The sequence below is a fragment of the Xanthomarina spongicola genome, from assembly GCF_003148645.1.
GTDB lineage: Bacteria > Bacteroidota > Bacteroidia > Flavobacteriales > Flavobacteriaceae > Xanthomarina > Xanthomarina spongicola.
On the sequence record NZ_QGGP01000001.1, the window covers coordinates 86,430 to 100,396 of the forward strand.

At 32.0% G+C, this 13,967-nt stretch carries 11 protein-coding genes; 3 read left to right on the top strand and 8 right to left on the bottom strand.

The genetic code is table 11. The features are described 5' to 3' along the window. Positions 1–91: 91 nt before the first annotated feature. The 8 genes from LX78_RS00370 to panC all read right to left on the bottom strand — a co-directional run bounded on the left by LX78_RS00370 (position 92) and on the right by panC (position 9,582). Complete coding sequence (locus tag LX78_RS00370; protein ID WP_109680663.1) at positions 92–472, bottom strand: TraR/DksA family transcriptional regulator; 381 nt, start codon at positions 470–472, stop codon at positions 92–94. Between the two features lie 4 nt (positions 473–476). After that, the gene (gene ileS / locus LX78_RS00375) at positions 477–3,881 is read right to left on the bottom strand and encodes an isoleucine--tRNA ligase (RefSeq protein ID WP_109680664.1); all 3,405 of its coding nucleotides are present in this window, start codon (positions 3,879–3,881) and stop codon (positions 477–479) included. Positions 3,882–3,960: 79 nt separating this feature from the next. Next, positions 3,961–4,593, bottom strand: a complete 633-nt coding sequence (locus tag LX78_RS00380; protein ID WP_109680665.1) for a hypothetical protein — start codon at positions 4,591–4,593, stop codon at positions 3,961–3,963. Between the two features lie 121 nt (positions 4,594–4,714). Beyond that, on the bottom strand, positions 4,715–6,073 hold the full coding sequence (gene radA / locus LX78_RS00385) for a DNA repair protein RadA (RefSeq protein ID WP_109680666.1): 1,359 nt from the start codon (positions 6,071–6,073) through the stop codon (positions 4,715–4,717). 93 nt (positions 6,074–6,166) lie between these two features. Further along, positions 6,167–7,315 carry an alpha/beta hydrolase gene (locus tag LX78_RS00390; RefSeq protein WP_109680667.1) on the bottom strand — a complete coding sequence of 383 codons (1,149 nt, stop codon included), beginning with the start codon at positions 7,313–7,315 and terminating at the stop codon, positions 6,167–6,169. Positions 7,316–7,380: 65 nt separating this feature from the next. After that, entirely contained in the window at positions 7,381–8,367 is a 987-nt protein-coding gene (locus tag LX78_RS00395; RefSeq protein ID WP_109680668.1) for a lysylphosphatidylglycerol synthase transmembrane domain-containing protein, read from the bottom strand. A gap of 2 nt (positions 8,368–8,369) precedes the next feature. Then, a complete protein-coding gene (gene panD / locus LX78_RS00400) occupies positions 8,370–8,720 on the bottom strand; it encodes an aspartate 1-decarboxylase (protein ID WP_109680669.1) in 351 nt (116 codons plus the stop codon). 13 nt (positions 8,721–8,733) lie between these two features. After that, positions 8,734–9,582, bottom strand: coding sequence for a pantoate--beta-alanine ligase (gene panC, locus LX78_RS00405; RefSeq protein ID WP_109680670.1), 849 nt, complete (start codon positions 9,580–9,582; stop codon positions 8,734–8,736). Between the two features lie 108 nt (positions 9,583–9,690). Between panC and LX78_RS00410 the strand changes: the two genes are divergently transcribed. Genes LX78_RS00410 through glmS form a run of 3 tightly spaced genes read left to right on the top strand, consistent with a single transcriptional unit; the run spans position 9,691 to position 13,959 of the window. Then, the gene (locus LX78_RS00410; RefSeq protein WP_109680671.1) at positions 9,691–10,500 is read left to right on the top strand and encodes a glycogen/starch synthase; all 810 of its coding nucleotides are present in this window, start codon (positions 9,691–9,693) and stop codon (positions 10,498–10,500) included. A 24-nt stretch (positions 10,501–10,524) separates the two neighbouring features. After that, a complete protein-coding gene (locus LX78_RS00415) occupies positions 10,525–12,105 on the top strand; it encodes a DUF4270 domain-containing protein (RefSeq protein WP_109680672.1) in 1,581 nt (526 codons plus the stop codon). 6 nt (positions 12,106–12,111) lie between these two features. Continuing rightward, positions 12,112–13,959, top strand: coding sequence for a glutamine--fructose-6-phosphate transaminase (isomerizing) (glmS, locus tag LX78_RS00420; RefSeq protein WP_109680673.1), 1,848 nt, complete (start codon positions 12,112–12,114; stop codon positions 13,957–13,959). Positions 13,960–13,967: the final 8 nt, after the last annotated feature.

Sequence of the window (13,967 nt, forward strand, 5' to 3'; positions counted from 1 at the left end):
CTTGACTAAAGAAAAATAGGTTAAAAAAGAAACGCTTCAAAAAAATTGAAGCGTTTCTATAAGTTATATTAGTTCCTAAATGTTTAGGATTTTATTGCATGTTTTTTGCTTCAATACTTAAGGTAGCATGAGGCACTAATTTTAGGCGATCTTTGTTAATTAATTTACCTGTAACACGACAAACACCATATGTTTTGTTTTCTATTCTAATAAGCGCATTTTTTAAATCACGAATAAATTTTTCTTGTCTAATTGCTAATTGCGAATTTGCTTCTTTACTCATGGTTTCACTACCTTCTTCGAATGCTTTAAATGTAGGAGACGTATCGTCTGTACCATTGTTATGATCATTCATATAAGCACTTTTAATAAGTTCTAAATCGTGCTGTGCTTTACCTATTTTCTCTTGAATAAGTCCTTTAAATTCAGCTAAATCTTTATCTGAATATCTTACGTTTAATTCTTCCGCCATTTTCTTAATGTTTTTGAATAAATAATTTGGTGTTTACATTGTCGAATACAATTTCTATACCAGTATTTATTTGGTCTTTAATTTCTAATTCTTCTGTTAATGTTTCAGCTTTTATATACGCCATATTGGTATTAACTGCATCAACAATATTTTCATCTTTTTGAAGTATAACATCAATTCTATCTGTTACTTCAAATCCTGAATCTTTACGTAAATTTTGAATACGATTAACGAGCTCACGAGCAATCCCTTCTTTTCGTAAATCATCAGAAATAGTAACATCTAAAGCAACAGTTAAAGCGCCTTCATTAGCCACTAACCAACCTTCGATATCTTGAGATGTTATCTCTACATCTTCAAGTCCTAAAGTAATACTTTTTCCGTTAATTACAACCTCAATTTCACCACTTTGCTCGATTTTTTTAATATCACTAGAGGTAAATTGCATAATCGTATTGGCAATCAATTTCATATCCTTACCAAATCGAGGTCCTAAAGCTTTAAAATTAGGTTTAATTTGTTTTACTAAAATATCTGACGCGTCTTCTAAAAGCTCTATTTCTTTAACGTTTACTTCGTGTTTAATTAAATTGGCAACTGCTAAAATTTCTTCCTTTTGTTGTTTAGAATCAATAGGAATCATGATTTTTTGTAGTGGCTGACGTACTTTAATCTTCTCTTTAGCTCTTAACGATAATACCAAAGATGATATTGTTTGAGCAGCTTCCATTTTGCGTTCTAAACTCTTATTTACAAAAGCAGCATCAAAAACTGGAAAATCTGCTAAATGCACACTTTCAAACGATTCATTCTTAGTTACTGAATTTAAGTCTAAGTACAATCTATCCATAAAGAAAGGCGCAATTGGTGCTCCTAACTTAGCAATAGTTACCATACACGTATATAATGTTTGGTAAGCCGAAATTTTATCTTGCTGATAATCGCCTTTCCAAAAACGCCTTCTGCTTAAACGTACAAACCAGTTACTTACATAATCTTGTGTAAAATCTGAAATAGCTCTGGCAGCTTTTGTAGGCTCGTAATCTGCATAAAACGTATCTACTTTCTGAATTAAAGTATGTAATTCTGAAAGAATCCATCTATCAATTTCAGGTCTTTCGTTTAAAGGAATATCTGCTTCAGCATAACTAAAATTATCCAGATTTGAATATAAAGTAAAGAAGGAATAGGTGTTGTAAAGTGTTCCGAAGAACTTGCGTTTTACTTCTTCAATACCATCCACATCAAATTTTAAGTTATCCCAAGGATTTGCATTGGCAATCATATACCAACGTGTGGCATCTGCTCCATAAGTCGATAAAGTCTCAAAAGGATCTGTGGCATTCCCAAGACGTTTGGACATTTTCTGTCCGTTTTTGTCAAGAACCAAACCATTTGAAACCACATTTTTATAAGCAACCGAGTCGAAAACCATCGTTCCAATGGCATGAAGCGTATAGAACCATCCACGAGTTTGGTCGACACCTTCTGCAATGAAATCGGCTGGAAAAGCCTTTTTGTCATCAATTAAGTCGGCGTTTTCAAACGGATAATGCCATTGTGCATAAGGCATAGACCCAGAATCGAACCAGACATCTATTAAATCTGCTTCACGTTTCATGGGTTGCCCGCTTTTTGAAACTAGAACAATTTCATCTACAATGTTCTTATGTAAATCTATTTTTGCATAGTTTTCTTCGGAATTGTTTCCAATTTCAAAACTCTGGAAGATATCAGCCTTCATCATTCCTGCCTGAACAGCAAGTTTCATTTCAGCTTTTAATTCTTCAACAGAACCAACACATATTTCCTCTTTCCCATCTTCGGTTCTCCAAATTGGTAATGGAATTCCCCAATAACGTGAACGCGATAAGTTCCAATCGTTAGCATTTGCTAACCAGTTTCCAAAACGACCTGTACCAGTAGATTTTGGTTTCCAGTTAATGGTTTCATTAAGTTCAAACATTCTGTCTTTTATGTCTGTTACTTTAATAAACCAAGAGTCTAATGGATAATACAGAATTGGCTTATCTGTTCTCCAGCAATTTGGATAGCTGTGTTTATATTTTTCAACCTTAAAGGCTTTGTTTTCTTCTTTTAATTTAATGGCAAGTTCAACATCTACAGAACGTTCTGGAGCTTCACCATCGTTGTAATATTCGTTTTTTACGTATTTGCCAGCATATTCGCCCATTTCTGGTCTGAATCTACCTTGTAAATCTACAAGAGGCACCAAGTTTCCATTCTCATCTTTTACTAACATAGGAGGCACTTCTGGTGTTGCTTGTTTTGCAACCATAGCATCATCTGCTCCAAAGGTTGGTGCTGTATGCACAATTCCTGTTCCATCTTCAGTCGTAACGAAATCTCCTGAAATAACTCTAAATGCATTTTCCGGATTATCATTTGGCAACGTATAAGGCAACAACTGTTCATAAGTAATTCCTACTAAATCTTTCCCTTTAAATTCTTTTACAACGTAATAAGGAATTTTTTTATCTCCAGATTTATAGTCTAATAATTCTGGTTTAGTTTCAACTCTATTGAATTTACCATCAAATTGATTATTAACTAAAGGCTTTGCTAAAACAACATTTATAGGTTCAAAAGTATATTGGTTGTATGTTTCAACTAAAACATAGTCGATTTTTGGTCCAACCGTTAATGCTGTATTACTAGGCAACGTCCATGGCGTAGTTGTCCAAGCTAGAAAATAAATAGTTCCTTCGTTTTGTAAAAAGTCTGGAAGCGATTTTTCATTGGCTTTAAACTGAGCAACAACCGTTGTATCTGTTACGTCTTGATAGGTTCCAGGTTGGTTTAACTCATGCGAGCTCAATCCAGTTCCAGCTTTTGGTGAATATGGTTGGATAGTATAACCTTTATAAAGCAAACTTTTATTGTAGATTTCCTTTAATAACCACCAAACAGATTCCATGTATTTAGGCTCGTAAGTAATATATGGATCATCCATATCTACCCAATAACCCATTTTTTGAGTTAGGTCGTTCCAAACGTCTGTATATCGCATAACGGCTTTTCTACAAGCTGCATTGTAATCTTCAACTGAAATGGTTTTCCCAATATCTTCTTTGGTTATTCCTAATTCTTTTTCTACACCAAGTTCAATAGGTAGACCATGTGTATCCCAACCAGCTTTACGCTTTACTTGGAATCCTTTCATGGTTTTATATCGAGGAAAGATATCTTTAATAGCACGAGCTAACACGTGATGCACTCCTGGAAGTCCATTTGCTGAAGGAGGTCCTTCGAAAAACACAAAGGGTTTGTTGCCTTCTCTGGTGGTAACGCTCTTTTCAAAGATGTTGTTTTCTTGCCAGTAGTTGCTTATTTCATTTGCTACATTTGGCAAGTCAAGTCCTTTATATTCAGGGAATTTTGTACTCATGATATCATTCATTCTTTTCGACCTGCGAAAATAATGATTTTTAGGAAAATAGGCGTTGAAAATGTCTTGAAATCCCTAATTAATAATCTAATCTGGTTACTATTGGCAAAAACATGGGTCCCAAATAAAAAAACCAAACTATAAAACTGATTATTGATACCGGAAAAACTATGAACAGAATTTGTTTTTTCATATTTACATTACAGACTTTAAAGAAGAAATATCCAGCTAAAAATAGGATGAATCCATTTTTAATAATTCGGATAAAGTGCTTATTAATATCAGTCATATAAGCAGAAAAATTATTAAATAAATTCAATAAAAAATCTAGACTGTCAACTAACGAAAAACTAAATACAGCTAACAATATCCAATCGGTATAATTAAAATTATGTTTATCTGAAACCCTTCTTTTTAGGAAAAACCAACTTACAATAGATAACAAAAAAAAGAATGAAATAGCCGTAGAATTAAAAATTTCAGACTTAAAACCCAAAGTTTCCTTTAATTCTTGAATTTCAAGGCATCCAAGCAAAAATCCTAAATAGTTATAGGTAAAAACTTTTGATATTTCGCCTCTAGTTATTAAAGTATCTAGAAGAAAATAAATGAGATTATAGAATTGCGTTTTCAAGGGAAAAAACAACAGAAATAATACAAATGCAAAAATGATTTGATTTGTAATCCATGATTGTTTTTTGGCATGATTCATTTATTTATATTGATTTTTAAAAATGAGATTAATTTTTTGGAGTTGCATATTGCGACTTCAAGAGTCTGATTTATTACAAACAATAAACAGATTGCCACGACCTAAAGGTCTCGCAATGACGCTAAACAATAAATCCAACTAAATCCTCAATCTTAGAAATCAATTGGATTTTAATAACTGTGTTTTTCAAGGCTATTTTATTGTATTTAGAAACAAATATGGTTGAAAATCCTAATTTTTCGGCTTCAAGGATACGTTGTTCTACACGTTGCACAGGACGGATTTCTCCTGATAAACCAACCTCGGCTGCAAAACAAATATCTTTTTGTAAAGCTTCGTCTTCATTAGAAGATAAAATGGCTGCAACTACTGCTAAATCAATTGCTGGATCGTCCACTGTAATACCTCCAGTAATATTTAAAAAGACATCTTTTGCTCCAAGTTTAAATCCTGCTCGTTTTTCTAAAACAGCTAATAGCATGTTTAAACGTTTTGCGTTAAAACCTGTAGCAGAACGTTGTGGAGTTCCGTAAACTGCAGTACTAACTAAGGCTTGTACTTCAATCATTAATGGTCGCATACCTTCTAGAGTTGCGGCTACGGCATTTCCTGAAAGCTCATCGTCTTTTTTGGAGATTAAGATTTCACTTGGATTTGACACTTCACGCAATCCAGAACCTTGCATTTCGTAAATACCTAATTCGTTGGTAGAACCAAATCGGTTTTTATTGGCTCTAAGAATTCTGAACACATGATTTCTGTCGCCTTCAAACTGTAGAACCGTATCGACCATGTGTTCTAAAATTTTTGGCCCTGCAATGTTACCATCTTTAGTTATATGACCAATTAGAATTACTGGAGTTGCAGTTTCTTTTGCAAATTTTATTAGTTCTGTAGTGCACTCTTTTATTTGAGAAATGCTTCCTGAAGAAGACTCAATATAATCGCTATGTAAAGTTTGAATAGAATCTATGACAATGATGTCTGGTTCCAGATCCTCAATTTGCTTGAAAATGTTTTGAGTTTTTGTTTCAGTTAAAATGTAACAATTACTACTATTTGGATTGATGCGTTCAGCACGCATTTTTATTTGCTTCTGGCTTTCTTCACCAGAAACGTATAAGGTTTTATAAGGTAATTTTAAAGCTATTTGAAGTAATAAGGTACTTTTTCCAATACCAGGTTCGCCTCCCAACAATATTAATGAACCAGGAACAATACCTCCACCAAGTACACGATTAAATTCTTGGTCGCTAGTTGCCATTCTCGCATCTTGAGATGCGTCAATCTCATTAATTAATAAGGGTTTTGAAACACGTTTTGATGCTGAAGTTGGTGTTTTCCAATCGCTTTTTTCAGCTTTTTGAATGACTTCTTCTGCAATAGTATTCCACTCTTTACAAGCCGTACATTGTCCTTGCCATTTAGAATATTGCGAGCCACAATTTTGACAAAAAAAAGTTGTTTTTACTTTAGCCATGTTTACTTCCTGCGAAAGCAGGAATCTTATTTTTTAGATTTAATACTTTTCTTGTTTAGAATTTTACAAGGTTTTTTCGATTTTTCAAGTGGTTTAATATCCGAAATCTGCTTTAATTTCATCTGCCTTTTCAAGAACTAAATCTTTTGTAATGCCTCCAATTTCTTTTAAAGAGTAAGCAGATTGATAGGTTTTCATAGCTTTTTTAGGCTCTCCTGTTTCTTCATAAAATCTTGCTAGATAGAACGTTCCTAACATAGTTTCAGGATATTGCTTTCTTGCTATTTTACCTAAGTCTTCAAAATACTGAAACTGTTCTGTTTTTTCAATAGCAGCTTCAATAGCTTTAAAATCGTTTATTAAAATTTGTTTATCGATTCCAAATAAATCTAAAATCGTTTGATATTTTTCTTCTAGATATACAACTGGTGATGAATCAAGCTTTAATATGGCATCTTTGTATTCCTTTTTACTGATTGGTTGATACACAAAAAAGATTTTCTGTAAAGCATCTGGAATAACATAAGCTGGCAAAGAATAATGAGAAGGCTCTTCTAGCTTTTTAAAATTGTAAAGAATATTCTTATTATCAATTCCAGAAATGGCAGTATTTAAAGCTTCTGAACTCGCTTTTATAGCTGTAACGTCATTATCTGAAGTTGCTAAGTAATAAAATATTTTTGTTTGAAATTTTGTAAGTCTTTCCGGAATATACGAAATCATATCTGGAGCCAAATCTGGACTAATTGCTATGTAGGCTTTGAATAATGGATCGCCTTTTAATAAATAATAATTTATAAAATTGGCAGTTTCTCCATGACCAATTGCAACTCTAAAATTTTCAGTTCTATAATTATTTTCTAAATGAGGGATTAATTCCATTCCTATAAATTCGAAGAATGCAGCTCCAGATTCAATTGGCAGAGAATTTTGTTCTGAATAATACACGTCTGAATTTCTTGTGTCTACTTGATTAACACCAACAACAATTGCATCTGGCATGTCTTCCCAATAAGAATAATAATCTACATTTCCTGCAACTGCTTCAAACATATAATCGCCATCGAACACCATAATTATTGGGTATTTTTTATCTGGATGGTCATCATAACCTCTTGGCAATTGAATTTTTACTTCACGAGTTTCTGATAATTTTGCAGAATTAAACGGTTCGTAAATGAATTGCGCATTTGCAAATTGGATACAAATAAAAAAGACTAGTAAATAGATGTATTTTTTCATTTTCACATGGTTAAGGTTGCCATGCAAGGTAATAAATTACAAATAAGATTTAAAATATATCTTATTTAAACTTCATCTTTATTATTGCTTATTTTAACGCTTCTATTCTTGTTAAAAACAGGCAATAGTATTAATGATAATCCTCCACCTAAAACAAGTAGCAATGTTTGAGATGTCCAAACAATCCAACCAAAAGCTATACTTGGGGCTTCTGGTATAGCAAAAAGTGAAAAAGCTGCGTAAACAGCAATAGGATAAGAACCAATACCTCCATTAGTTGCTGCAATACTGAAGCTGGCTGAAATGAATCCTATTAATATTGCTCCAAAAGGGATGTTATCTAACTCGGTTAATGAAAATGATGTTACGTAGAACATAGCAATATACATGCTCCAAATAAAAAAGGTATGACCAATAAAAGCCCATTTCTTTTTCATTTTAAAAATACTTAAAACTCCTTCTAAAAGGCCAGAAACAAAGGTTCTTATTTTAAGAGCAAATGTGGTTTTGCTTGATTTAATAAAATTCATGCCAACAAAAGCAAGAACTGACAAAACAATCAAACCAATAGCAATATGTAAAGTGTTAAATTTTTCAACAAAAAACTGATAGATAAAATCGAATTGAATAAAAAGCGTGATGGCAATAATAAAAACCATAACTAATAGGTCTGCAATACGTTCGGACACAATAGTTCCAAAACCTTTTTCGAAAGGAACATCTTCGTAAGTAGTTAATACAGATGCTCTGGCAACTTCTCCAGCTCTAGGTATGGTATAATTAATTAAGTAGGCCGCAAAAACAGCCATAATACTATTACTTAAACGAACTTTATAACCTAAAGGTTCTAATAGAAACTGCCATCTATAAGCTCTAGATAAATGACTAAGCAAACCAAAACTCATACCTAGTATTATCCAACTGTAATTAGCATTTTTAAAATAGGCTAGAAGTTCTGTTAAAGGGACTTTAGATAAAGAATACCATATTAAAAAAACTCCCAACAATATTGGGAGTAGGATTTTAAGGTATTTTTTTATCGATGGATTCAACTTTATATAAGTCTATTCGTCGCTTCGTCTGGGAACACTAATGAAGGCTTAAACACTTTGGCTTCTTCAATGTCCATAAATGCATACGTAATTAAAATAAGTGTGTCACCTACAGCTACTTTTCTAGCTGCTGCACCATTTAGCGTGATTTCTCCACTTTTTCTAGGGCCTGGAATTACGTATGTTTCTAAACGTTCTCCATTATCGTTATTTACAATCTGGACTTTTTCACCTTGAATAATATTGGCAGCATCCATTAAATCTTCATCGATAGTAATACTACCTATGTAATTAAGGTCTGCACCTGTACACTTTACTCTGTGAATTTTAGATTTTACAACTTGTATTTGCATGTGGCAAAGGTAATTAATTTAGTGCGATATTATCAATTAATCTGATATCGTCTGCATAAACAGCAATAAACGCACGATATGTTTTTTTCTTTGTTTTTCTTTTAACAGGTTTTAATGTTTTAGCATCAGAAATAATAAAATACTCTAATGTTAATAATTTGTGGTTAGCAAATTCATTTTCAACCCATTCCGTAACCTTATTAGCACTTTTTGTGCCAAACTTTTTCTTGGCAGTCTTTAATGTTTTGTATATAAATGGTGCTGCTTGTTTATAGTCTTCTTTTAATCTCACATTTCTGGAACTCATGGCTAAACCACTTTGTTCTCTATGGATATTGCAACCAATAATATTAACTGGAATCTGGTGTTTTTCAACCAGTTTTTTAATAATCATTAATTGTTGATAATCTTTCTTTCCAAAATAAGCATAATCAGGAGTTACAATTTCAAACAAGCGCTTTACTATAGTTCCAACACCATTAAAGTGTCCAGCTCTAAATTTACCTTCCATTTCAAATTCCAATCCATCAAAATAAAAATTCTCAGAAATTGTATCTCCTTCGTATATATCTTTTACTGTTGGTGCATAGATTATGATGTTTTTAGAGAAATTAGCTAACAATTTAGTGTCTGCTTCTAATGTTCTAGGGTATTTTTTTAAATCTTCTTGATTATCAAACTGGGTTGGATTTACAAAAATACTTACAACAACAATGTCATTTTTTATAAAAGCTTCTTTTACTAAAGATAAATGACCTTCATGTAAAGCTCCCATAGTGGGAACGAAGCCTATAGACAATTTTTTTGTCTTGATTTGCTTGATGTATTTTTGAATTTGTATTTTTTCAGAAAAAATCTTCACCTTTAATAAAATATTAACGCGTGCAAACTTAATATTTTACAATGAATCTGCATAAAATTTTGTACTTTTGCGTGTTTTTTATTTTGAATTACTAAAAGCAATAAGTTTATGAAAGATAAGAGGATATTATACGTATCATCTGAAGTTGTACCATATTTACCAGAAACCGAAATTTCTTCTATGTCGTTTGAAACGCCTAGAATGGTAAATCAACAAGGAGGGCAAATTCGAATTTTTATGCCTAGATATGGGAATATTAATGAGAGAAGACACCAATTGCATGAAGTAATTAGACTTTCTGGAATTAATCTAGTTATTAATGATTTAGATATGCCACTAATAATTAAGGTAGCATCTATTCCAAAAGAACGCATTCAGGTTTATTTTATTGATAACGACGAGTATTTTAAAAGAAAAGCTACTTTAACAGATGAAGATGGAAACTTGTTTCCAGATAATGACGAACGAGCTATTTTCTTTGCAAAAGGAGTTATTGAAACGGTAAAAAAATTAAACTGGTCTCCAGATATTATTCATGTTCATGGTTGGTTGGCATCGTTATTGCCAATGTATTTGAAACAATATTATAAAGACGAACCTTTGTTTAACGAAAGTAAAATAGTTACCTCTATTTACAATCAAAGCTTCGAAGGGACGTTAAATAAGGATATGATAAATAAAGTAAAGTTTGATAACATAGACGAGAGTCATATAAAAGAACTTGAAAAACCATCTTATAATAGTTTAATGAAAGTTGCAATCGACCATTCTGATGCGTTAATTATTGGCTCGGAAGAGATACCAGAAGAATTAAACAAACACTTAAAAAAGTCCAAAAAACCTGTTTTAGATTATAAATCAAAAGATGAATTTGGAGAAGCATATGTTGAATTTTATAATACTCAAGTCTTAGGCTAAACCCTAAATCATCCTAATTAAATTATGAAAAGAAAAATTGAAGCCTTTAAATATTTAGGCGTTTTAGCCTTTGTGTTATTTACTTTTTTTGCTTGCGAAAATGATTACAACTCATTAGAAAGCGATATTCAAGGTATTGAGAATTTTTATACAGATAGTGATGTATTCCCTATAGTTGCATATAATAAAAAATTGAATCCTGTTCAAACTAATGGTTTGCCTTCCAGTTTTTTAGGCGTATACACAGATCCAATTTATGGCCAAACTGTAACAAATATTATTACTCAAGCATTCCCTTCATCCTCTAGTGGTTATGACCCAGATTTTGGAATTAACCCTGAGTTTAAACAAGCCTATTTAACTATTCCTTATTATTCAGAAGAAATTAGTGATGAAATATATAAATTAGACTCTCTATATGGAGATTCTCCTGTAAAACTAACTATCTATAGAACAAATTATTTCTTAAGAGATTACAGTCCTGATACAGACGATTTGGTAGCGCAATTATATTATTCAAATAACCATGATTACGATAATTATTTAGGTGAAATACTCTATGAAGAAGACGAATTCTACCCAAGTAATTCATATCAAATAATTGAAGAAGAAGATGAAGATGGACAGCTAGAAGAGGTAGATAGAATTGCTCCTGCATTAAGAGTCCCTTTATTAAATCCAGGTGGTAATTTTTGGGAAAGTTTATTATTTGACAAACAAGGCATGCCAGAGTTAAGTAATGCCAACAACTTTAAAGATTATTTTAGAGGATTATATTTTAAAGTAGAACCAGTAAATGGAGAAGGAAATACTATCATGTTAAACTTTTTAAGTTCGGTAGCCAATTTAACCGTTTATTATAACAATGAAGATGAAGATGGTGAAATAGTTAGAAACAATAAATTTATCATGGGCTTTAGAGGAAACAGAGCAAATGCAATTTATAATGACCCTACAAATACAGTAATCGATGATGCCGATAACAATGCAGATGTTGTTAATGGAGATCAAAATTTATATTTAAAAGGTGGCGAAGGTTCAATTGCCGTTGTTAATTTATTTGAAGACCCAGATGTTCTTGAAGAATTTAAATTACTTTATAAAGACAATGATGGGAATCCTAGTCGGTTAATTAATGAAGCTAATTTAATTTTTTACGTAGATCAGGCTGCAACTATTAATAATTTAGAAGATCAAGAGCCAAACAGAGTCATTCTGTACGACATGAAAAACAACATTCCAATAGTTGATTTCTTTTTTGATTTAACAACTAATACAGTAGATCCAATAAATTCTAAATTAAACTATTCATCTATTTTAGAAAGAGATGCAAGTGGAAAAGGTGTAAAGTATAAAATTAGACTTACTGAACATATGAATAATATTTTATTAAAAGATTCAACTAATTTTGAATTAGGATTGTATCTTACAACAAATATTAATGAAATTAGTAACTCTGATGTGTTAAATTTAGAAAAACCAGAAGGATTACCAATGGGAACAGTGCTTTCTCCAAAAGGGACTGTTTTGCATGGCAGTAACCTTAACGTACCTGAAAACAAAAGAGTTCAATTAGAAATATATTACACAGAACCAGATAATTAAAATACTATGTGTGGAATTGTAGGATACATTGGTCATCGTGATGCCTTCCCTATTATTATTGAAGGGCTTAAAAGATTAGAATATCGAGGATATGATAGTGCAGGTATTGCATTATTTGACGGAACAGATCTTAAAGTTTCTAAAACTAAAGGTAAAGTTGTCGATCTTGAAGATCGAATTAAAAAAGAAATCACTACCAATGGAACTCTAGGAATTGGCCATACACGTTGGGCAACTCATGGTGTTCCAAACGATGTTAATGCACATCCACACTATTCTAATTCTGGCGATTTAGTAATTATTCATAATGGAATTATTGAAAATTACGAATCTTTAAGAAAAGAGCTTTCAAAAAGAGGATATACTTTTAAATCTGACACAGATACTGAAGTACTTATCAACTTAATTGAGGATGTTAAACTAAAAGAAAACGTTAAATTAGGGAAAGCTGTTCAGGTTGCTTTAAACCAGGTTGTTGGAGCTTACTCCATTGCTGTTTTTGATAAAAATAAACCAGACGAGATTGTAATTGCTAGACTAGGCAGCCCATTAGCTGTTGGAATTGGTGATAATGAATTTTTTATTGCAAGTGATGCTTCTCCTTTTTTAGAATACACTAAAAATGCTATTTATTTAGAAGATGAAGAAATGGCTATTATTAGAGCCAATAAAGGAATTAAAATTCGAAAAATTAAAGACGATTCTTTAGTAGACCCTTATGTTCAGGAATTACAAATGAATCTAGAGCAAATAGAAAAAGGTGGTTACGACCACTTTATGCTTAAAGAAATTCACGAACAACCAAGTGCTATTAGAGATACTTATCGAGGACGAATGCTTGTAAAAGAAGGCATTATTAGAATGGCTGGAGTTGACGACAATATTGAAAAATTTATAAATGCAAACAGAATAATTATTGTTGCATGTGGAACTTCTTGGCATGCAGGTCTTGTAGCAGAATATATTTTTGAAGACATTGCAAGAATTCCTGTTGAAGTTGAATATGCCTCAGAATTTAGATATAGAAATCCAGTAATTACAAATAAAGATGTTGTTATAGCTATATCACAATCTGGTGAAACGGCAGATACCTTAGCTGCAATTAAACTTGCTAAAGCAAATGGTGCATTTGTTTTTGGTGTTTGTAATGTAGTTGGATCTTCTATTGCAAGAGAAACTCATGCAGGTGCTTATACTCATGCAGGACCAGAAATTGGCGTTGCTTCAACTAAAGCTTTTACTACTCAAATTACAGTTTTAACTTTAATAGCCTTAAAACTAGCCAAAGTTAAAGGAGAAATTTCCAATTCAAATTATAGATATCATCTACAGGAATTAGAATTAATTCCTGAAAAAGTACAAAAAGCTCTTGAGTCTGATGAGCATATTAAGACAGTAGCTAATATTTATAAAAATGCTAGAAACTGTTTATATTTAGGAAGAGGCTATAATTTTCCAGTTGCTCTTGAAGGCGCTTTAAAGCTTAAAGAGATTTCTTATATTCATGCTGAAGGTTATCCTGCTGCTGAAATGAAACATGGACCAATTGCTTTAATAGATGAAAACATGCCTATTGTTGTAATTGCAACAAAAAAAGGACACTACGAAAAAGTTGTTAGTAATATTGAAGAAATTAAAGCTAGACAAGGTAAAATTATTGGTATTGTTACAGAAGGTGACACCAATGTTAAAAGACTAGCTGATCATGTTATAGAAGTTCCTGAAACGTTAGAATCTTTATCACCATTGCTTACTACTATTCCATTACAACTATTATCTTACCATATAGCAGTAATGCTAGATAAAAATGTGGATCAACCAAGAAACTTGGCAAAATCAGTTACTGTAGAATAATTATTTAA